Source organism: Fischerella major NIES-592, assembly GCF_001904645.1.
GTDB lineage: Bacteria > Cyanobacteriota > Cyanobacteriia > Cyanobacteriales > Nostocaceae > Fischerella > Fischerella thermalis.
In genome coordinates, this window is the sequence record NZ_MRCA01000001.1 from 196,351 (window position 1) to 217,489 (window position 21,139).

Consider the following 21,139-nt stretch of genomic DNA (forward strand, 5'->3'; position numbering starts at 1 on the left):
ACTAATAGCGAACACGAAAAATACGTTGATCTATACCAACCTCATTACTTCGAGTTTTGCAACAAATCCAAAATTCGCTGTAAAGGAATTTCGATCCAATCCGGTCGGTTTCTGAGTTCGTAGTCTAACTCCAGAATAACTTTCTCCAACAAAAAAGCATCAAGAAGGACTTGTAACTCTCTGGGATGCTTGGGTATGAAAGCTGCGTGATCTGATTTGATCAGATAGGATTTTAAAAAGGCGACGCTAGACCAGCAGAAGAAAAACTGCTGCCAATGTTCTGCTAATGGTAACTCATCAGGACGCAGGATACCACTTTCTTCTTCGTTACGCAGAGCAACACGGCTGGCGTAGTAAAAAGATCCTATCATTGAAGCAACATCCCGTAGGGGCGATCGCTTCATTCGACGTTCACTCAAGGGGCGTTCTGAGTTACCCTCAAAATCAATGATGATAAAATCTTTACCCGTGTATAACACTTCCTCTAAGGAATAGTTGCCATGACACCGAATTCGCATGGCAGTGATTTTGTGATTCAATATTTCCTGAAAGCGTCCCAAAATCAGCTCGCGTTGGTTGATCACCAATTTTGCTAAAGGTTGGACATCATTAGGCAATTGCTGCAAATGTTTATTCAATAGCAATAGAGTCTGCCCTGCCTGATTCCGCATATATTGGTAGATTGAGCGCTGGTAGAAAGAAGAAAATAGCTCTGGTGCAAAGTCTACATTTTCCGAGTCTGATGCTAGTGCTATGTGTAATTCCGCAGTCCGTTGTCCCAGCAATTCAGCCGCCAAGAGGTAATTACCCATGAATTCTTGAGCCATTTCTGGGACTGGAATATATAGCGCTGCTTGCAACAAGGAGGGGGGTAGCTCAATATCAGTGATGTCTGCGTATTTTGGCAGAACTAGTTCAAAAAAGTCACGCAAGCTGTCTATGGTATAAGACCAAGCATCGCAAACCTCAGGGATATATTTTCGCAAAATCCCTACTGTCATTGGTGCAGAACCTTTACAGTGATACTCTAATGCACCAGCAACAGGGGCTAGGTGGTCTAGTTGGGGTATACCTTTTTTAACTGAAGTGGCGGTAAGAAAGCGACCAATTTCGAGATCGGGGTTAATACCCGCCTCGACTTTGCGGAAGATTTTACAAATCAGGCGATCGCCATAGATAATGCCTGTGTTAGTATGTTCGCCTTTGAGTAAATGGGGTTCCAAGGAAACATTGCTGCTTTGGTCACTAAACTGAGTCAGAATTTCCGAAAAATGTTCTGTGGATGTTGCCACCAATTTACCCTGCATACCTTCGTAGGTATGATGATGAGCGATCGCATTCAAGGGGATATTCAAAAAGTCTTTTTGTCCTAAAGCATCAAATAAGACTCCGGTTTCTTGTTTACCCTGGACATATATCTGGGCAACTATTTGTTCAATGTGAGTGCTGAAGCGTTCGCTACCAACGCCATCTGTTTCGTAAGCTAGGGTGAGAACATAAGTTTGAGGGTCGCCTTCTGTGTAGTCTACCCGTAGTAAAATAATATACGCTTGAGTATTTTCATAACTTACAGGAATTGCTTCCGTAATGTGGGTAGCTTGGATGATGCGTGTTTTACCATCGAACCAAGCACAACTACACAGATAATCTGGCAGTATACTTTCAAGTGCCGTTCTTGCCTCACCTTTGGCAAAAACATTCTGCCATCTACCACTGACTATAAGTTTAGGTATTTGGTTGGGATTGCGGATGGGACAAGTCAAGCTGGGTTGCATTTGCAGGGTAAACCAATAGAATGCATGGGGTCCCAAGCTAAGGAAGTAAGGAGATTCACTGATTACTGGAAAAGCATTGCGACCAAAAATTTCTACTGGAACCATGCCATTAAATGCAGACAGATCCAATTCCACAGTCTGCACAAACCGCGAGAGATTAGCTACAACGAGAATGTGTTCATCGTTGTAGTTGCGAGTAAAGGCCAGGACTTTGCGGTTTTCTGGATACAAAAATTCAAACGTACCCCGACCAAAAGCTTTATACCGTCCTCTGGTGGCAATTAGTCGTTTAGTCCACCACCACAGAGAATTGGGGTTTGCCCGTTGTGCTTCTACATTAACTGCTTCGTAGTGGTACTCTGGGTCTACAATCAAAGGGGCATAAAGCCTTTGGGGATTAGCACTACTAAAACCCCCGTTTCTGTCAGGACTCCACTGCATCGGCGTGCGTACACCATTGCGATCGCCCAAATAAATATTGTCTCCCATACCAATCTCATCGCCGTAATACAATACGGGTGTTCCTGGTAAAGACATTAACAAAGCATTCATCAACTCAATCCGGCGGCGGTTATTACCCATCAATGGTGCGAGACGGCGACGAATACCCAAGTTAATCCGGGCTTGGGGGTCTTGGGCGTAAACTTTGTACATGTAATCCCGGTCTTCATCACTGACCATTTCCAAAGTCAGTTCGTCGTGGTTACGTAAAAATAGCGCCCACTGGCAGTTATCGGGAATTGGTGGCGTCTGCTGTAAAATGTCAATAATTGGGAAGCTATCTTCCATATGCAACGCCATATATAAACGTGGCATGAGGGGAAAGTGAAAATCCATGTGGCACTCATCCCCTTGTCCGTAATACTCTACCGCATCCTCAGGCCACTGATTTGCTTCTGCTAGTAACATCCGGTTGGGGAACTTTTCGTCTACATGTCGCCGCAATTTCTTTAAAAACTCGTGGGTTTCTGGTAAATTCTCACAGTTAGTTCCCTCACGTTCATAGAGATAAGGCACTGCGTCTAAACGCAGTCCATCGACCCCCATTTCTAACCAGAAATCAACCACATTAAACAGCGCTTGCTGTAACTCTGGGTGTTCAAAGTTTAAATCTGGTTGGTGAGAATAAAAGCGATGCCAATAATAGGCTTTTGCTACCGGATCCCATGTCCAGTTAGAGGTTTCAAAATCCTTGAAGATGATCCGCGTGTCCTGGTACTTTTCAGGAGTGTCACTCCAAACGTAAAAATTTCTCTCGGAACTGCCCGCAGGCGATCGCCTTGCCCGTTGAAACCAAGGGTGTTGATCGGAGGTGTGATTGATGATTAACTCTATAATGACGCGAATTCCGCGCTCATGGGCAGCTGTTAAAAAAGCCTTAAAGTCTTCTAGATTACCGTAGATGGGGTTGACACTAGTGTAATCTGAAATGTCGTAGCCATCGTCGCGCAGTGGCGAGGGGAAAAAGGGCAGCACCCAAACTGCTGTGACTCCCAAATCTTGCAGATAATCTAACTTCTGCGTTAACCCACAAAAATCGCCAATGCCGTCGCCATCACTGTCGGCAAAAGCACGTACAGGCACTTCATAGATTACAGCATCTTTAAACCAAAGCGGATCGTCCTTCAAAATCGGATTTTGCATAATTTATACAACCTATTGGCAATAAGTTATTGTACAAGGGAGATTCGCAGCCTGGTTGAAATTTTTAGACCTTTTTGTATTACCTGATACCGAAAAACTGAGGATTTTGTGATGAGCTTTCAAAGAGCAAGCGGAATTTTGTTACATCCTACTTCTCTACCCAGTCGATTTGGCATTGGTGATTTAGGTCATTCGGCTTACGAGTTTGTGGATTTCTTGCAGAGAAGTGGCCAAAGACTGTGGCAGATATTGCCTTTGGGACCCACTGGCTATGAGCATTCGCCCTATACAATGAATTTTAGTGCTTTTGCTGGAAATCCACTGCTGATTAGTCTAGAGCAGTTGGTACAGGAGAATTTACTATCCCAAGAGGAATTGACGCTGCCACCGGAAAGTGCAGCAGATAACCCCAATCGAGTTAATTTCGATGTGGTAATTCCTCACAAAATGAGTATTCTCCGTCTTGCTTATGAACGCTTTCGGCATTCCTTAAGCGAGAAATCAAACCCTGAATATGAACAATTTTGTCAGATGCAATCGGCTTGGCTCGACGATTACGTCTTGTTCATGGCACTACTAGAAGCAAACGATGGCAAACCTTGGAGCCAATGGGAAAATGCGATCGCTCGCCGCGAACCTAGTGCCTTGCAAGCCGCAGCCCAAGATTTTAATGACAGTATATTATACCATAAATTTCTACAATTTAAATTTTTTCAGCAGTGGTCACACCTGCGTGCCTACGCCAACGGCAAAAACATTCAAATAGTCGGGGATATCTCGATTTACGTTTGTCACAACAGTTCTGATGTGTGGGCAAATCCTGATATTTTTCAACTAGACTCTCAAACCTTAGAACCTGCTTATATTGCAGGTGTGCCACCAGATTACTTTAGCGCAACTGGGCAATTGTGGGGTAATCCTGTATACGATTGGGAGAAATTGCAACGCACCAACTTTGCCTGGTGGATCGAACGTTTCCGAGCCACATTACAATACGTAGATATTGTCAGAATTGATCACTTCCGGGGTTTTGAAGCTTACTGGCGCGTACCCGCTGGGGAAGAAACAGCGATCAATGGCGAATGGGTAAAAGCACCAGGAGTCGAATTTTTTGAAACTTTGGGAACAACCTTAGGTAGTTTACCCGTAATGGCAGAAGACTTAGGTATTATTACACCAGAAGTAGAAGAATTGCGCGATCGCTTTGATTTTCCGGGAATGCGGATCTTGCAATTTGCTTTTGGTGGTGGTTCAGATAATGCTTACCTACCCCACCATTACATTCAAAATAGTGTCGTCTATCCAGGAACCCACGACAACGAAACTACAATAGGTTGGTGGCAACAGGGAGCTAAACCCGAAGAAAAGCAAATGGTTGCAAAATATCTGGGTTACGATTCGCCAGAAGAAATATTGGAAATCAACTGGGAATTCATTCGCCTAGCATTAGCATCTGTGGCTGATTTAGCAATTCTTCCCCTCCAAGATATTTTGGGTTTAGATAACAGCGCCAGGATGAACGATCCAAGTGTGAACGCAGGTAACTGGCGTTGGCGTTACACCAGTTCAGATTTACTCACATCAGAATTAAGTCAAAGATTGTTAGAAATGACACAACTCTACAGTCGGTAAATGCCGGGCGGGCAAAAAGCCCGTCTTTTTTGTCACTAATGATTTTAATTTCTACTAGTCAATGTTATGCCATATCAAGTTGTCGAATTACTGACTATGAGGCTAATCCCGATGATGTCCTGACATGGGAAGATATTAAGGCCTCGATTAAGAATTTTGTGAAATAGTATCAGAATTAAAAAATGTTTGTAGTCGCGTGACTGACGCAACTACAAAATATGTGTAGCTTTGATTCAGAGATTTGGTAGCTTCCCCTCTGTCTTCCTTATGGGTATAGGCAAAATCAACTTATGCACTTTTGCGATAAAAACAGAAAAGAAGATACAAAAAGCGATCGCACTTTATGAACAATAAAGCTCTGGGACTAGACAAAAGTCTTTATGACTACTTACTTTCAGTATCTTTGCGAGAGCCGGAAATTTTAACTCAGCTGCGTCAAGAAACAGCACAGCACTCTATGGCTACAATGCAAATCGCACCTGATCAAGGACAGTTTTTAGCATTGCTAGTTAAATTAATGGCAGCAAAAAAGACTTTAGATATAGGTGTATTTACTGGATATAGTTCTTTAGTAGTTGCATTGGCATTACCAGCAGACGGTAAAGTAGTAGCTTGTGATATAGATGAAGAATACACAGCGATCGCTCGTCGTTACTGGCAAAAAGCAGGTGTAGCAGATAAAATCAATTTGCACCTTGCCCCAGCCTTGGAAACTTTAGAAAAACTCATCGCAGCAGGAGAAGCAGAAACCTTTGATTTTGCTTTTATTGATGCCGACAAAAGCAACTATGACAACTACTACGAACTAGCTTTGCAACTCGTGCGTCCGGGCGGACTGATTGTGATCGATAATGTCCTGTGGTCAGGTCGAGTTGCAGATCCTCAACAACAGGATAATCGAACTAATAAAATTCGGGCATTTAATCAAAAACTGCATCAAGATCAAAGAGTGACGCTTAGCATGTTAGCGATCGCTGATGGGTTGACCTTAGCAATGAAAATTAGGAATTGAAATATTACAACACAACCTTTTGATTTGCGGAATCGGATAGCGATCGCTTGTATCCTATCACATCTGGAAGGTTAAGATTATCCTAAAATTATCCTATGATTCACCACATTTCAATTTCCGCTATTAATCCCCTACGTGTTGCACAAGCTTTAGCAAAAGTAATGAAAGGACAAATAGCACCCTTTCCTCCTCACCCAGGTAGCTACTTTGTCTTTCCTGGCGATGAACACGGTACAGCAATTGAAGTTTATCCTTTAGGATCTGAAATAGCACCTGGTGCAGCGGCAAATGAACAGTGCATGTTTGTCCATAATGCCAATGCTTCTATGTTCACAGCTACCCATGCAGCAATTTCTGTACCTGTCAGCCAAGCAGAAATTGAACAAGTTGGTGTGAGTGAAGGTTGGCGTGTGGTACGCTGTAGTCGCGAGTCTTTCTTTGATGTGATTGAGTTCTGGGTAGAAAACAGATTAATGATAGAACTGTTAACTCCAGAAATGGCGTCTCAATACCTAGCATTTACCAAGACAGAGAAACTGCAAGAAGTTTTCGCCACCGCAGCTAATTAATCAAGTAGGAAGACAAAGTTCGTAGTAACAGCTTTAGCTCTTCAAAACATTACGAGGAGCGATTTTCAATTTTTTGTCAAAACTACACTCCTTAGCTAATACCATTTCACAAAGTTATTGATACAAATTTTCTCCCTTGTTTTCCTGCTCGCTTAATGTATAAGACTTATGGTGAAACGGTATAACTATACCCTCCTTGACATCTGTCGTTTTTTCTCCTCCAGACGTTCTCTCTTTTCTGGAGTGAGACTATCAAAACAATGAGGACAACAAATTCCTTCCTCATATTTGGGAGAAGTTTTATCAGTATCCGAAATTGGATGTCCACAACCGACACACATTTCATAAGAACCGGGTTCCAAACCATGACTCACAGCAACCCGTTCATCAAAAACAAAACACTCTCCTTCCCAAAGACTTTCCTCAGCTGGAACTTCCTCTAAATACTTGAGAATCCCGCCTTTGAGGTGATAAACCTCTTGAAAACCTTGTGCCAACATAAAAGAAGAAGCTTTTTCACAGCGAATTCCACCAGTACAAAATAGTGCTACCTTCTTATGTTGGCTAGGATCAAGATGATTACTTACATATTCTGGAAATTGCCGAAATGATTCTGTAGCCGGATTTAGCGCTCCTTTAAAAGTGCCAATACTAAATTCATAATCATTGCGAGTATCAATTACCACTACTTCTGGATCGGAAATTACTTTATTCCAATCTTGGGGACTAACATAAGTACCCACTTTTTCATTAGGGTCAATATCAGCCAGTCCCATAGTGACAATTTCTTTTTTCAGGCGTACCTTAATACGCTGAAATGGTGGTTTTTCAGCCGTAGACTCTTTATGTTCTAAATCCGCCAAGCGGGAGTCAGAACGCAAAAAAGACAACAGTGAATCAATAGCCTCACGGGAACCTGCAATAGTACCATTTATACCTTCTTCGGCCAGCAAAATAGTTCCTTTGATACCTTGTGCTTGGCAATAAGACAACAAAGGTTGTTGTATCTCAACGTAATCTGGGAGTTTAACAAACTTATAAAATGTAGCAACAACTAATGTCATATCTGCTTGAACAGTTATACTATCCATTAGGGTGGGTAATAGGTAATGGGTAATTAAGATACTGATGATTTTCCCATGCCCAATGCCCAAGGTTTATATCGTAAATAATTAGCCGGACTTAATATCATTTCATATTCGCTTGAACAAAAACGCATAACAGATGATCTATCTGTAACCATCGGTGTTTATCGGTGTACATCGGTGTTCGTTTCTAAAACATAACTTTTTATCACTTTAGAAACTTCTATCTAAGATCCAAACTTGCATGAGTACTTCCAGAATAGGTTCACGATTGCGCTGGGTAGCTCGAGCGTATTGGCGTGCATCTTGTGATGTGTTCATCAGACAGTAATTTTCAGGTTTTCTATTTTATTTTGTAGATTGGCAGTTGGACTGTAAATGTAGCTCCTTTGCCAATTCCCTCACTAGTAGCATAAACACGACCGTGGTGCATTTCAACCAAATGGCGAACAATAGCAAGTCCTAATCCCAATCCTCCATATTTTCTGGTTGTAGTACCGTCTGCTTGACGGAAGCGATCAAACACATGGGGTAAAAAGTCGGAACTAATACCTTGTCCGGTATCGGTGACAGTAATTTGGGCGAAAGACTCTATTTGTTGAAGCGAAATCTGCACTTGACCAGCAGCAGGAGTAAATTTAATAGCATTAGAGAGGAGATTACATACAATTTGCTGCAACCGTTCCGCATCGCCCATAACCGGACTGATGAAGGGACTAAGCATAGATTCTATTTCGATAGACTTGGCCTGAGCTTGTGGCTGTACATCTTCTATGGCAGCATGAACAATCGGAACTAAGTACAGAGGCTGTAACTCCAAACGGAGTTTATTCTGAATGATCATGGAAACATCAAGGATATCTTCAATCAATTTTTTCTGGTGTCTGGCGTTACGCTCAATCGTTTCCAAAGCTTTGCTGGCGATCGCTTCATTCAACTGCCGATTTTTGAGTATCTGCGCCCAACCCAACATAGAGTTAAGCGGAGTACGAAGTTCATGGGAAACAACAGCCAAAAATTCATCCTTGAGGCGGTTTGCTTTTTCAGCCTCTGCTCTGGCTGCTTGCTCTTGAATAATGAGTTGTTTTCGTTCTTCTTCGACTTGTCGGCGTTCGGTTGTGTCCCGCCAAGTCACCACTACCCCATCCCCAAACTTCACAGCACGAATATCATAAGCTCTTGGGTGGTTGGTGGTTGGTTGTTGATGGTTGGTGGTTGGTTGTTGATTATTAATTCCTGCACTTCTCACACTCCCCTGACTCCTCACACTCCCCCTACTCTCCTGCTCATCTTCCAACAACAACTCCTTCACCAGTGGTTGACCTGTTTCTACAACCCGACAGTATTCTGTAAACAGACCACTTGTTTGATGTACAGGCATGAGTTTACACAACCACTTACCTAATTGCTCTTCTTGTGTTAAACCATGATTTTCACAAGCAGCTGCATTCACATAGTCAATGCGAAAGTCTATGATTTTACCTGAGGTATCACGAATGGCAGAGTAAATAGCAAAGCAGTCTAAGATGGTTTCTACAGAGGTGCGAAATAGTTCTTCACTTTTGCGTAATTCTGTCTCTGCTTGCCTGAGCAATTTTCGTTCTTCCGCTTCTCGCAAGGCTCGTTCCACTGCTGGAACTAGTCGCTCTAGGCGTTGTTTAAGTACATAATCTGTAGCACCACTTTTGAGAGTTTCAATAGCTCGCTCCTCACCAAGTATCCCAGATATGATGATAAATGGTACTTCTGGGCAGATAGCGCGAGCAAGTTCTAAAGCAGAAAACCCATCAAAAGAGGGAAGAGCGTAATCTGCCAAAATTAAATCCAAGGTTTCGGTTTTCAGAGCTTTGATAAAATCTATACGAGTTTCTACTCGTACAAAATCACAATCATTTATACTCTTTTTTAAAGACGTACCGATAAGCTCGGCATCTGCCCAAGAATCTTCCAGTAGCAGAATACGCATCATGATATTATTTTTTATAATAGTGTCGCCACGCCACCAATTTCCCATTTTAATAGGAACCTAGCAGCATTATTTTCAATAAATTTAGTAAGTTCACACATCTAGCTGTCGATGTAGATTAGAAATCTGTTAATAGTTAGTGGTTAGTGGTTAGTTGTTAATTGTTAGTTGTTAGTGGTTAATGGTTATTAGTTATCTCTTACTCCTCAGACTCCCCATCACCCCATCACCCCATCACCCACTGTAATTAAATATTTTCTTTTGGTAAGCTAAAGTAAAATTTTGCTCCTTGATTTATATCTCCCTCTGCCCAGACTCTGCCACAATGTCTGAGAATGATTCGTTGGACATTAGCAAGTCCTATGCCTGTTCCTTGAAACTGTGTTTGGTTATGAAGGCGTTGAAATATACCAAATAAGCGATTGACATATTGCATGTCAAATCCCACACCATTATCTTGAATAAAAAAAATAGTTTCATGCTCATCCTCAATGCTACCAATAGTAATGATTGGTTGTTGGCACAGTTGAGTGAACTTCACAGCATTTTCAATCAAATTTTGCCAAACAAGGCGTAATAAAGATCGATCGCCCCACACATGAGGTAGTTGCTGGACATACCAAATAATAGTCTGATCGGGGAAAACCATTTCTATCTGTTGCTTTGACTCCCAAACTAGACGGTTCATATCGACGATAGAGTAGTGCATTTCTGCGCGTCCGGTGCGGGAGTAAGTCAGCAAATCATCTACTAGTTTACCTGCCCGGTTAGTTAGTTCTAAAATTGCTTGCAAGTAACGTAGACTTATTTCATCACGGGTCGTATTTTCTAAGTGTTCTTTTAATAAATTAACAAATCCGTCAATTTGGCGAATTGGCGATCGCAGATCATGAGAAACTGAGTAAGCAAAAGCCTCTAGTTCACAGTTGATAGCTTCTAATTGGGCTGTACGTTCTTGGACTCGATGTTCTAATGTTTGGTTCAATTGACGAATCTCTGCTTCTGATTGCTTGCGCTCTGTGATATCTTCCATCAAGCCATCTATAAATGTTTCACCATCTAGCTGATTTTGGGTTTCACTGAACAATACCCAGATGTTTTTCCCATCGAGGCGTTGGAATTGTATTTCCCGTTCCCACTCTTGCTTAGCAGGACGTTCGTTGGTCATAAAGGAGTAGAGTTGTTCACTAATAAATGATTGAACTTCCTCCAAAGATGGCAAACCCAAAATATTTAGAAATGCCGTATTTACATCTAAAATTTTTGCCTCAGGTGTAGCACGAAATACACCTATTCTCAGTTGATTCAATAATGACTGTAACCGTAGTTCTAACTGGGCTGCTTTACGGTTAGTTTGGTATTGTTGCCACACCAAGCGTACAGCCTGGCTCAGGCGAAGAAAATGCTTTGAGGATTTTATTACGTAGTCATCCAGTCCTGCTTTCATTGCCTCAACCGCAATTTCCTGGGAACCAGTGTTGGTAAACATAATCACAGGACAATTGCGATCGCGAGCTTTGATAGCACGCAAAACCTCTATACCTGTTGTCCAGTTGAGTTGATAATCAGTAATGACCAAATCAAAATCATCTGCTGCTAATGCCTGATTCAATGCATTGGCATCAATTATTTCTATTACTTGGGCTTGAGCAAACTCTCGACTTAATTCTCTCATCACCAGCAAGCGATCGTCTGGGTTATCATCTACCAGCAAAATGCGTTGAATTGAATTATTTTGAGTAGTCATCGCTGGTTGTTACCCATTGACTGGAAATGGGGGAGATGGGGAATACTAAGAATATTCCTTCTGCCTTCTGCCTTCTAAGTTGAAAGTAACCTCACCCTGGCTACGCCACCCCTCTCCTTGCTAAGGAGAGGGGGAGGGGGTGAGGTTTGTTCATGCATGGCTGTGAAATTTTTTCATTGGGACTGCCTTCTGCCTTCTGCCTTCTCAGATTAACTCAAATAAATAGAAGGATACTGATTAAATTGTAGCCAGTAGGAATCTAGTGCCTGCATCATCTCCAGCAAAGCATTAAAAGCAACAGGTTTAATTAGATAGGAGTTTACCCCGATATCATAAGCACGGTCAATATCAATATTTTCTCGTGAAGATGTGAGAACTACCACTGGAATTCGTTTGAGTAAAGGCTGCTGCTTGAGCCATTCTAGAACTTCCAGACCAGAACGACGCGGTAGTTTTAAATCTAGCAATATTAAGGCTGGCAATGGATAATTTTCTCTTTCTATATAACAACCTTGACCTTCAAGGAACAATACTGCCTCATCTCCATCTTTGACAACATGGATGGAGTGCTTCAAATTTGCCCGACGAAATGCCCTCTCTATTAAGAAAATATCGTTGGGATCGTCCTCTACCAGCAAGATACTACATTCACCATGACTCATCATTACAAGCTGGCTCCTTGAGATTTTTTATTTCTGGAGGCCAGTAGAGAAATAAATAGTATAAGATTTGGTTGTGCTAAACAGAGTTTTCATATCGGTGTTTAGTAGTCAAATGTATTTACTATTTCAGAGGACAGTCATAGAAAGACTCTTATAGCATGACATAAATCTCAGGAGCGCTCTGTACGCTTGCGTACATAAGACCCAGATTTTTCCCAAAAAAGACTTATTGATATTGTTCAAAAAATTGGGATAACTTACTTTTGCTCTTCGTTGAGCAAGCGATCGAATTCTTTTCTAATAAAACCGTAACACTCACAAGCTGTTGCCTCTAAAGCCAAGCGATTGAGAATCGTAATCCGACCTCGACTGTAGCGGATAATACCTGCTTGTTGCAATAAGCCAGCTGCCACAGTCACACCAGAGCGTCGTGTACCTAATAACTCAGCAATAAACTCTTGAGTAATTTGTATAGTATCAGAAGCCGTATGGTCTTGGGCAGTGAGCAGCCAACGGGCAAGCCGTGCTTCTAAGGAATGATGACGATTGCAGGCAGCTGTTTGACTAATTTGGGTAAGTAAGGCCTGCGTATAAAGTAGTAATTGCCTTTGCAGCACTCCACCACGATAAAATTCCCGTTTGAGGAGCTTGGCATCTATCTTCATGGCAGTACCAGCAACTTGCACGATTGTGCGAGTTGTTGTGAAGTCTCCTCCTAAAAATGCAGGATAGCCCACAACTCCATTGCTACCCACCATACCAACTTCTGTTGTCGAACCATCCTCAAGGACAGCTATCAAAGACACCATTGCTCGATTCGGGAAATAGACATGCTTAATATTTTCCCCTGCTTCATAAAGAACTTGACCAAGGGAAAGTGACACCTCTTCTAGATGGGGAGCAAGGCGTTGGAACTCCGACTCTGGTAAAGCCAGCAGTAGCTGATTAACTAGCACGGCATCGCTTCCATCAATTCTAAATCAAGCATCTTAAATTGACATGGCTGGAGTAACCCTGTCTGTACGGTTCCGTACATAAGCGGCATTCAATCAGCGATCGCTCATCTGTAAACAGTTAACAGTTATCGCTTTCACTACTAATAATTGAGCAGTCGAGCAAACTCATTTGTTACTATGCCATAACACTCGCAAGCAGTTGCCTCTAGTGCGGCCCGGTTTAGAATTATGATTTTTCCACGACTGTAGCGAATCATGCCTTCTTCTTGCAAATTACCAGCTGCAACTGTAACTGTGGCGCGACGGGTTCCCAACAGATCGGCAATGTACTGCTGAGTTAAAAATATCTCGTTTCGACCAAGACAGTCCTGAACGCAAAGCAACCAACGGGCAAGTTGTTGTTCAGTGGAATGGTGAAATTTGCAAACTGCATTCTGACCAATCTGGGTTAAGAGCGCTTGGGTATAAAGTAGCAGTTTTTTTTGCAACACTCCCCCCCGCTCAAACTCACGCTGTAGGATTTCAGCATCTATTTTGAAAGCGCCTTCTGCTATTTGTACAAGCGCTCGGCTATTAGTAAATTTACCGCCTAAAAATGCCGGAATACCAATTATGCCCTCATTACCCACCACTGCAAATTCGGTGGTTGAGTTATCCTTGAGAACGGAAACTAGAGATATCATTGAGCGAGTGGGAAAGTAGACTTGTTGAATCACTTCCCCACGATCATAGAGAACTTGCCCTTGAGAGAGCCTTATATATTCTAGATGGGGAGCCAGGTGCTGATACTCCTCATCCGGTAAAGATGCCAAGAGTTGATTAATCGACCTGGGATCGCTATCGGATGGAGACATGCTGTAGTCTGTTGGCAGAACAGTCAGGACGGCACGTAACTGCTAGAGAATGAAAAGCATACTCTGAGAGCTAGTGACGACGTGAGAAGTTGTCATAGGTTAATAAAAATTTGCAAACTACTTCTTCTTCCTAGTGGAAGATTAGTACGTTAGCGTACAGATTATAACTTTACAGTTATCAGTTTTTCTGACTAATAACTGTTAACTACTGACTGTTTGAATCGTCTTGGGGTAACTCAATCCAAAATCGGCTACCCTGCCCTAATTGCGATTCAACTCCTACCCTACCTCCCATACGCTCAATACCCCGCTTGATAATTGCTAAACCGATACCAGTTCCCGGATACGATTCTATGCCATGGAGGCGCTCAAAGGTTCTGAATATTCGTTCTTGATGCTGGTTAGCAATGCCAATTCCGTTGTCTTCTACCCAAAGACGCACCCATTTTTTGGAGGTGGAGGTTTTTGAAGAGGTGGGGAGATGGGGAGGTGGGGAACTCGGGGCCCCCACGACCGACAGGGAGTGGGGATTAGGGGCAGTGGGGAGGTGGGGAGGGGTATGAGGAGAATTTACTCCTCCTTGTCCCCCTTGTCCTCCTTCTTCCCCTACTCTCTCCTCTGCCCATATCCGCACTTGGGGTTGAACATCAGCATTCACAAACTTAATGGCATTACTAATCAAATTAATCAATACCTGTACTAAGATAGTGCGATGTGCTTTCACAATCGGTAAAGGTGACTCGATGGTGATGTGTGCTTGGGCAACTTGTATCTCTGGCTGTAATTCCTTGAGTACCTCAGCGATCGCGCTGTCCAAACTCAGCCGTTGTAACCAAATTTCGCTGCGTCCCAGACGACTATAAGCAAGCAAATCCAGAATCAAGGTGTCCATGCGTGCAGCTGCGGTGACAATACGCTTGGTGTATTCTTGTCCTGTTTCGTCTAGATAAGAACTGTAGTCTTCTTGTAAAGCCTGGGCTAGTCCTTGCATGGCACGGAGCGGGGCGCGTAAATCATGAGAAACTGTGTAGGTGAAGGCTTCCAATTCCCGATTGACTTCTTGCAGTTGTATGGTGCGTTCTTTGACTTTCTGTTCTAAGTTTTCGTTGAGTTGTTTAATTTCTGTTTCAGCGCGCTTGCGATCGCTAATATCTATAACTAACCCACAGTAGCCCCTCACCGAACCATCTTCGGCAATGTCGGGAACAAGAATCGCGTTGATATAGCGTGTACCTCCTTCGCGGTAGGGAAGTTCTGCTTCATATTCAACTAAATTACCTGCTAGGGCGCGCTCTACTTTGTCTTTGATGATTTGATAGGCTGCTTCTCCCACAACTTCTACTAAGTGCTTACCGTAGATTTCTTCCGGAGAAAAGCCAAACCAAGTATTGTAGGTTTTATTAATAAACTGGTAGCGTTGCTGGCTATCAATATAAGAAATGCAGACTGGCAAAGAGTTAGCAATTAAATGTAATAAATCTTGATGCTGACGACTTTTGTCTTCACTTAAAAGCAATTTTTGGCTAATTATTTGGGTGTTCCGTCGAGAAGTCTTAAGGGAGTTAATTATTGAAACAATAAATAGCCCTTCCAGCAAAAATATAACTAGCTGGAGATTTATCCAAGGATTACTGCTGAATAATGATTTAATCGGATTTAAGAAAAAATAACTACTCAATAAACCAGATAAAACAACTGCCAAAATACCAGGGCCAACTCCTCCATAGTGACTAGTCGCCATAATGGCAGCAAAAAATAGTAAAAATGGGGTTTCTCTTAGTTGACCAGACCAATAATTCAGCAGCAATTTACCCAGTAGCGCAATCGCTACAGTCAAAACTGCAATACTATAACGCCAAAATATCCGGCTTTTTCCTCTCAACATATTTTTTGCCCAGGCTTACCTGAATCATATCGTTTCCCGATAAGAGCCATTGCCTAAGGATTTAGTGGTCTGTGCGATCGCATTAATTTTCAGTAATTATCAACATTTAGATACTGATGCAGGGGAAGAAGATTTGTTTGCTGATTTTGGCTGTTGTGGTGGAGTCGTTAGGAAGACTCGTGAGGTTGTGAAAGCATCTCCTTAACTTCGTAATCGCCTTTTTGAGTGTAAAAATTTCTCACCAGGGCGATCGCTTCTAAGAGCGCAAAAAATTCCTTAACCACCTAATTGCTTCACTTGTTGTTTGCTCACTTGCAATTTGTAGACATTGCTGCACAATTTCTGGGGTGTTAGGAAGGTACCTGCTTTCTCCAAGTACATAACTTTGGCCCTGCAATCTATAAACTAATAACTGGCTATTCTTCAGGAGCCAAACCTCTGGCACTCTGTAAGGGAGATAATCATTAATATCGGTATAACTAGTAACGTCTACTTCAATTGCCAAATCTGGTGGCGGATCGTTCTGCCAGTCGATACGATTCTTACCTACTACTGCTCTCCAATTTTCAATATAAAAGCAATAATCCGGTTCAATGCCGCTAACAAGAGGTAAGCTCATGGTGATGGAGGTAAATGAGTCGTATCTTTGCTCTAAACGATCGAGTAAAACTTTAGCAACGTCTGCCAGCAAGCTTGCATCTCTTCCATGTTCTGGTAGCGGTGCCATTAACAAAATTTCTCCTGGTCGGTATTTAATGCGGGGTATAGAGCGATCGCCCAACTGCAAAACCATTCTTTGGTACTCTTGCCAGTTTCCTAAAAGTTTCAACACCGCTCCAGGTGGCAACTCAATTTTTTCTGATGTAATTACAGTATTCATAGAATTTTTATAAGGCGATCGCTTTATCTTGTCGGGATTCCGCGTCCTTAGTATCAACCTCTCAAAGTTCGTCGATTGGAAAGAGAAAGTACCGAGATAACTTAACCAAGGTCGCCCAATCACCTTTGTCTGTCCCTTTCCTTTGAGCAGTAATTGAGCGAGTATTCATATCAAGGTCTTTGACAACTTGAGCTACTGCCATCCGTCCCGCCAGAAGCGAGATATGTTAACTGTCACTTTCATGACTTCCATAATTGCTACTACTTCTAAATTCATAGTCAACTACTTCATATATCAAGCTAGCTTAGCATCTAACATACCCGAGTAGCTGACTACTTCAGTGCCTTAACTACATGATCAATAAACAAACCGCTTAACTCCCTAGTTTTCTCAGGACACGAGTTGACCACGCGATTCTGAGCTAAATTTGTTCTGTAATTATCAGATATTTTCAGTAATTATCAACATTTAGACACCAAAAATGCTCTACTTAGCAGCGGTAAAGTTCTGGTTCCAGAATACAAAACTCGTCACTGATGCGGGTTTTCAAAACATGGGTAGTACTGGACTCGAACCAGTGACATCCTGCTTGTAAGGCAGGCGCTCTACCAACTGAGCTAACCACCCGTTTTTGCTCACAATAATTAATGTTAGCACACTAAATTGAAAAACGCGATAGTATTTTTGAGAAAATTTTGCTTGCCTCATCCAAAATTCCTATGCCCTCTGGTCAAACGCACGATCGCATAACTTTGTGGGCTTTGCCGTTCGTTGCTGGAGCCACTTTTGCCCAAACCAAGAGTGGCAACTTAACCTTATTGGTGGCAAGTGGATTTATGTTCGGGGGGCTGATGTTTGGCCCAGACTTGGATATCTATTCTCGGCAGTACCAACGCTGGGGTCTGTTACGTTGGATTTGGATTCCTTATCAAAAAAGCCTACGTCATCGCTCATTCTTATCTCACGGGCCAATTATCGGTACAACACTACGAGTTATTTATTTGAGTGGCGTAGTGGGAATATTGGTAATTTTGGGTACAGTAGTTGCCCAAATACTAGGTAACGGCGACTGGAGTAGGCAATTTTTGAATGAAACCGTAGGGCGATCGCTAAATTACATTCGAGAATTACTAGCACTATTCTCAGGGCTGGAACTGGGTGCAATGAGCCATTCTCTCAGCGACTGGAGCAATTCTGCATACAAGCGTTTCCAAAAGCAAGGTGTTCGGAGTTTATTACCACGTGCGAAAATGAAGAAACGTAAACGCACAACTACTCAGTCGAATAGAACTAGAACAAAAAGAGCAAGCAAGGCAAAAAAGCATTGAGCTATTCTGGCATTTTCTTGGTGTCTTGGTGTCTTAGTGGTTAATTAAACACAAAGTCACTAAGACACAAAGTAAGCTGTTATTTTAAAGTTAAGTATATGTCTAATCTGCAAAATAAGAATCAAACACAATCTGATGCTGACACTTTGGCAGCCTTACAAGAATTAATAGATGTGGTCGCAAAGTTGCGATCGCCTGATGGTGGTTGTCCTTGGGATTTAGTACAAACTCCCCAAACCCTAACACCGTATGTCATTGAAGAAGCTTATGAGGTGGTAGATGCTATTAACAGTGGGGATAAGCAAGCGATCGCTGAAGAATTAGGAGATTTATTATTGCAAGTTGTTCTGCAAGCACAAATCGCCAAGGAATATGGGCAATTTTCTTTACAAGAAGTAGCACAAGGTATTTCCCAAAAACTAATTCGGCGTCATCCTCATGTTTTTGGGGATGTGTCGGTGCAAAGCGTGGATGAAGTGCGGCAAAACTGGGAACAAATCAAAGCAGCAGAAAAAGGTGAACTATCTCCAGAAAATCAAAAACTGAGTACAAAACTCAGTGGTTATGCTCGCAAATTTCCCCCATTAATGGCGACGATGAAGATTTCTCAAAAAGCTGCTGCTATTGGGTTTGAGTGGGAAAATATTGATGGAGTATGGGATAAATTTCACGAAGAATTGCGAGAGTTTCAAGAAGCTTTAGCTCACGAAACACCAGAACGCCAACAAGCTGAATTAGGAGATTTATTATTTTCTGTTCTCCAGCTGGCTCGTTGGTACAACCTTGATCCGAGCGAAGCTTTACAAGGAACAAATCAACGTTTTATTCACCGCTTCCAAAAAATAGAAGGATTTACTGATCGCCCCCTGTCTGATTACTCTTTGGAAGAGTTAGAAGCATTTTGGCAAGAGGCGAAAGCACAACTTGCTAAAGGTGGTTAGTAGTTGGTTGCACCACCAACTACTGACCACTGACTACTAGTTATTTACAATTTAATTGTGAATGCCAATTTGTTAATATCTGTGTGGTGCGCGATCGCAGCGCCTGCGGTTGCGCCGTAGCCAGAGAGGATATTAACTGTACCACAAAGGTGCAAAGATTAAAGTTGAGGAAATTTTTTGAGGATTTTTATCCACCTTGAAAGGACTGGTGGTCAGTGCTTGATGGTTGTTTGTTTTCTCCTTTGTCTTCTCTTTTCCCCAATCTCCTCTTGGTCAAAATTCTTTTTTTATAAAAATTAACTAAAAATCTGTACTGGCTGTTACAATCTTGTTATCAAAGATTGCCCGCTGCGTTTTGGAAACGCGATGTTTGGGTTTTGCTCTACATAAGAAGAGAAGAGAAAGGATAGTCTTTTTAATAGACCAGCCTCATACTGCTGGTCTTTTTTTATCTGCCCAAAAAACTTAGAAACTAAAGGTAGTTCTAAGTGCGCCAATGATCACATCATTATTATCACTGTTATGATCCGGTGCAGTTAGCCAAATCACACCTGGGGTAATGGTAATGTTTTCGCTCACCTGATACTGATAAAAAGCCTCGAAGTGATATGAGCTATCTTCGTCCTCGTCGATTTCATTGATGCTAGAACTTGTAACTTTCGGTTCCATGCCGACAATGATACCCGCTAAGCTGCCTTTACTACCGAGGTCAGGAAATCCCAGAGTTACTGCCCAGTTCCAAATATCCAGCTTACCACGGTCGATTGTTCCTCCTTGTGTAGATAAGTTCCGAGCATTGGTGTAACCAACCCAACCACCCAAAACAAAATTATCACTGAGTTTATAGGATGCTTGTAGACCGTAGGAGTTGCTGGAAAATGGTACACTCACTGGTTCTGGTTCTCCAGGAGTAGTCAATTGAGACTCAAGGAAAGAGATGGGATTGGCACGCGTGCTACCAGCATCCAGTTCCTGATTGTAAGCATTGATGTAGGTTAAGCCGACAGTGAGGCGATCGCTCGGTTGAAATGTTAGCTGTGCGAGTGCGCCGTAAGGCCCGTTAAATATACCATTATCGGCAGATGGGTCATTGGGTGAACTTCCCAAATATGCTAAGCTGAGTGCTAATGCTTCGCTAAAGTTTTGAGTAACACCCAAACCCGCACCATCCATTTGGTAATAAATAGGGTTACGTGTACCAAAGGTTGATAATGCACCAAAGGCACCATCTCCATCAAACAGGTTGACTGTATTTGTAACGTCGTCGGCTGCGCCTGCATTGGCAATAGCAATTACCTCAGTACTATCAGTCAGCGAAAATCTGTACCAGAGTGCATCCAGGAAAGCATCAGTTGTGCCATCCTCACCAGCAAAAAACAGACTACCTTCTGATGTGCCAATATCTGGGTTAAGAATGTTATTTGCTTGAATCCTGGTAAATAGAGTATCTGACCCTGTGAAGCTGGTGTTCAATTCTACACGCGCCCGCGCCCCAAGGGTGGTATTGTTATCTTTAGCATCCACACCATTAACATTATCTCCTCCCAGAACATCGGTAATTGCCATTACCACTTGTCCAGTTAATTTAGTGGTGGTGGAAAATTGATTTGTTTCTAATTCTGCGGTGCGTGCTTCTAGTGTGTCTACACGACCCCGCAGAGTCGCCAATTCTGCGGAAAATTCTTCTTGCAGTCTTTGTAATGTGGCTAAATCTTCTCTTGTCACCAACTCTGATGTCGCGGTAGCGATGATTTCATTGACGCGATCTAAACATGCATTTAAACCTGCGGCAAATTCATAACGCGTCATCGGCCGATTACCACGATAAGTACCGTTTGGATATCCAGCTATACAACCATAGCGTTCTACTAGTGATTGTAAAGCTTGAAATGCCCAGTCTGTTGGTTGTACGTCCGACAATTGAGAAACCGAAGTTACTTGAGATTGAGTATTGTTGTTCTCAACTTTCTGCTTGGGAGTGACTACCAATTGCGGTTGAGTGTTTTCGGAAGTATTAATTGTTTCTCCAGCTAATGCAGTCGCATCAACAAGTAGGATTGCGCCGAGAATTGCTGGACTAACCAGCAAAGATTTCCAGAATTTTTGCATTTTTCCTCACACTAAAACTTAAAAAGCTATGCAGAAGAGAAACTACTAGCACCCTAGCCAGAATACTTATCAGCGCTAAAGCGTTAACTACAAA

General features: G+C 42.4%; 16 protein-coding genes, 1 tRNA gene and 1 pseudogene. 6 read left to right on the plus strand and 12 right to left on the minus strand.

Features of this window, described 5'->3' with window-relative positions; genetic code table 11:
• Positions 1 to 44: 44 nt before the first annotated feature.
• Positions 45 to 3,419, minus strand: coding sequence for a maltose alpha-D-glucosyltransferase (gene treS / locus NIES592_RS00780; protein WP_073554648.1), 3,375 nt, complete (start codon positions 3,417 to 3,419; stop codon positions 45 to 47).
• Positions 3,420 to 3,530: 111 nt separating this feature from the next.
• Between treS and malQ the strand changes: the two genes are divergently transcribed.
• The 3 genes from malQ (at position 3,531) to NIES592_RS00795 (ending at position 6,632) form a co-directional block, all read left to right on the plus strand.
• Positions 3,531 to 5,051, plus strand: coding sequence for a 4-alpha-glucanotransferase (gene malQ, locus NIES592_RS00785; RefSeq protein ID WP_062249458.1), 1,521 nt, complete (start codon positions 3,531 to 3,533; stop codon positions 5,049 to 5,051).
• Positions 5,052 to 5,394: 343 nt separating this feature from the next.
• Entirely contained in the window at positions 5,395 to 6,063 is a 669-nt protein-coding gene (locus NIES592_RS00790; RefSeq protein ID WP_073554649.1) for a class I SAM-dependent methyltransferase, read from the plus strand.
• A 95-nt stretch (positions 6,064 to 6,158) separates the two neighbouring features.
• Positions 6,159 to 6,632 carry a hypothetical protein gene (locus tag NIES592_RS00795; protein WP_073554650.1) on the plus strand — a complete coding sequence of 158 codons (474 nt, stop codon included), beginning with the start codon at positions 6,159 to 6,161 and terminating at the stop codon, positions 6,630 to 6,632.
• A 185-nt stretch (positions 6,633 to 6,817) separates the two neighbouring features.
• On the opposite strand, the gene trhO is transcribed toward NIES592_RS00795, so the two are convergent.
• The 8 genes and pseudogenes from trhO to NIES592_RS00830 all read right to left on the minus strand — a co-directional run bounded on the left by trhO (position 6,818) and on the right by NIES592_RS00830 (position 15,787).
• Complete coding sequence (trhO, locus tag NIES592_RS00800) at positions 6,818 to 7,696, minus strand: oxygen-dependent tRNA uridine(34) hydroxylase TrhO (RefSeq protein WP_102177105.1); 879 nt, start codon at positions 7,694 to 7,696, stop codon at positions 6,818 to 6,820.
• Positions 7,697 to 7,954: 258 nt separating this feature from the next.
• Positions 7,955 to 8,038, minus strand: a pseudogene (locus NIES592_RS25635) (SAM-dependent methyltransferase); the annotation flags it as partial.
• Between the two features lie 22 nt (positions 8,039 to 8,060).
• On the minus strand, positions 8,061 to 9,686 hold the full coding sequence (locus NIES592_RS00805; protein ID WP_073554953.1) for a sensor histidine kinase: 1,626 nt from the start codon (positions 9,684 to 9,686) through the stop codon (positions 8,061 to 8,063).
• A gap of 244 nt (positions 9,687 to 9,930) precedes the next feature.
• Positions 9,931 to 11,430, minus strand: a complete 1,500-nt coding sequence (locus NIES592_RS00810; protein ID WP_073554651.1) for a sensor histidine kinase — start codon at positions 11,428 to 11,430, stop codon at positions 9,931 to 9,933.
• A 209-nt stretch (positions 11,431 to 11,639) separates the two neighbouring features.
• Positions 11,640 to 12,095 (minus strand): response regulator, encoded by a 456-nt coding sequence (locus NIES592_RS00815; protein ID WP_073554652.1) that lies wholly within the window; start codon positions 12,093 to 12,095, stop codon positions 11,640 to 11,642.
• A gap of 254 nt (positions 12,096 to 12,349) precedes the next feature.
• Positions 12,350 to 13,048, minus strand: a complete 699-nt coding sequence (locus NIES592_RS00820; protein ID WP_062249440.1) for a Crp/Fnr family transcriptional regulator — start codon at positions 13,046 to 13,048, stop codon at positions 12,350 to 12,352.
• A gap of 140 nt (positions 13,049 to 13,188) precedes the next feature.
• Positions 13,189 to 13,902 (minus strand): Crp/Fnr family transcriptional regulator, encoded by a 714-nt coding sequence (locus tag NIES592_RS00825; RefSeq protein ID WP_073554653.1) that lies wholly within the window; start codon positions 13,900 to 13,902, stop codon positions 13,189 to 13,191.
• Between the two features lie 205 nt (positions 13,903 to 14,107).
• On the minus strand, positions 14,108 to 15,787 hold the full coding sequence (locus tag NIES592_RS00830; protein ID WP_073554654.1) for a sensor histidine kinase: 1,680 nt from the start codon (positions 15,785 to 15,787) through the stop codon (positions 14,108 to 14,110).
• Between the two features lie 49 nt (positions 15,788 to 15,836).
• Here NIES592_RS00830 and NIES592_RS24835 point away from each other — a divergent pair, with 49 nt between their 5' ends.
• Positions 15,837 to 15,992, plus strand: coding sequence for a hypothetical protein (locus tag NIES592_RS24835; protein WP_178379449.1), 156 nt, complete (start codon positions 15,837 to 15,839; stop codon positions 15,990 to 15,992).
• A gap of 51 nt (positions 15,993 to 16,043) precedes the next feature.
• Here NIES592_RS24835 and NIES592_RS00835 read toward each other — a convergent pair whose 3' ends face one another.
• Positions 16,044 to 16,667, minus strand: a complete 624-nt coding sequence (locus NIES592_RS00835; RefSeq protein ID WP_073554655.1) for a Uma2 family endonuclease — start codon at positions 16,665 to 16,667, stop codon at positions 16,044 to 16,046.
• Positions 16,668 to 17,221: 554 nt separating this feature from the next.
• Positions 17,222 to 17,294: transfer RNA gene (locus NIES592_RS00840), tRNA-Val, on the minus strand.
• Between the two features lie 92 nt (positions 17,295 to 17,386).
• Between NIES592_RS00840 and NIES592_RS00845 the strand changes: the two genes are divergently transcribed.
• Both NIES592_RS00845 and mazG read left to right on the plus strand, forming a co-directional pair.
• Entirely contained in the window at positions 17,387 to 17,995 is a 609-nt protein-coding gene (locus tag NIES592_RS00845) for a metal-binding protein (protein ID WP_073554656.1), read from the plus strand.
• A gap of 98 nt (positions 17,996 to 18,093) precedes the next feature.
• Positions 18,094 to 18,936 carry a nucleoside triphosphate pyrophosphohydrolase gene (mazG, locus tag NIES592_RS00850; protein ID WP_073554657.1) on the plus strand — a complete coding sequence of 281 codons (843 nt, stop codon included), beginning with the start codon at positions 18,094 to 18,096 and terminating at the stop codon, positions 18,934 to 18,936.
• A gap of 465 nt (positions 18,937 to 19,401) precedes the next feature.
• Here the strand turns inward: mazG and NIES592_RS00855 are convergent, their stop codons facing one another.
• Positions 19,402 to 21,045, minus strand: a complete 1,644-nt coding sequence (locus NIES592_RS00855; RefSeq protein WP_062249431.1) for an iron uptake porin — start codon at positions 21,043 to 21,045, stop codon at positions 19,402 to 19,404.
• Positions 21,046 to 21,139: the final 94 nt, after the last annotated feature.

Bases quoted from the DNA above. Each gene is read 5' to 3' on its own strand.
- NIES592_RS00845 (WP_073554656.1), top strand. From the start codon at position 17,387: ATGCCCTCTGGTCAAACGCACGATCGCATAACTTTGTGGGCTTTGCCG.
- NIES592_RS00835 (WP_073554655.1), bottom strand. From the start codon at position 16,667: ATGAATACTGTAATTACATCAGAAAAAATTGAGTTGCCACCTGGAGCG.
- NIES592_RS00830 (WP_073554654.1), bottom strand. From the start codon at position 15,787: ATGTTGAGAGGAAAAAGCCGGATATTTTGGCGTTATAGTATTGCAGTT.
- NIES592_RS00810 (WP_073554651.1), bottom strand. From the start codon at position 11,430: ATGACTACTCAAAATAATTCAATTCAACGCATTTTGCTGGTAGATGAT.
- mazG (WP_073554657.1), top strand. From the start codon at position 18,094: ATGTCTAATCTGCAAAATAAGAATCAAACACAATCTGATGCTGACACT.
- treS (WP_073554648.1), bottom strand. From the start codon at position 3,419: ATGCAAAATCCGATTTTGAAGGACGATCCGCTTTGGTTTAAAGATGCT.
- NIES592_RS00825 (WP_073554653.1), bottom strand. From the start codon at position 13,902: ATGTCTCCATCCGATAGCGATCCCAGGTCGATTAATCAACTCTTGGCA.
- NIES592_RS00795 (WP_073554650.1), top strand. From the start codon at position 6,159: ATGATTCACCACATTTCAATTTCCGCTATTAATCCCCTACGTGTTGCA.
- NIES592_RS00815 (WP_073554652.1), bottom strand. From the start codon at position 12,095: ATGATGAGTCATGGTGAATGTAGTATCTTGCTGGTAGAGGACGATCCC.
- trhO (WP_102177105.1), bottom strand. From the start codon at position 7,696: ATGACATTAGTTGTTGCTACATTTTATAAGTTTGTTAAACTCCCAGAT.
- NIES592_RS00805 (WP_073554953.1), bottom strand. From the start codon at position 9,686: ATGATGCGTATTCTGCTACTGGAAGATTCTTGGGCAGATGCCGAGCTT.
- malQ (WP_062249458.1), top strand. From the start codon at position 3,531: ATGAGCTTTCAAAGAGCAAGCGGAATTTTGTTACATCCTACTTCTCTA.
- NIES592_RS00790 (WP_073554649.1), top strand. From the start codon at position 5,395: ATGAACAATAAAGCTCTGGGACTAGACAAAAGTCTTTATGACTACTTA.
- NIES592_RS00855 (WP_062249431.1), bottom strand. From the start codon at position 21,045: ATGCAAAAATTCTGGAAATCTTTGCTGGTTAGTCCAGCAATTCTCGGC.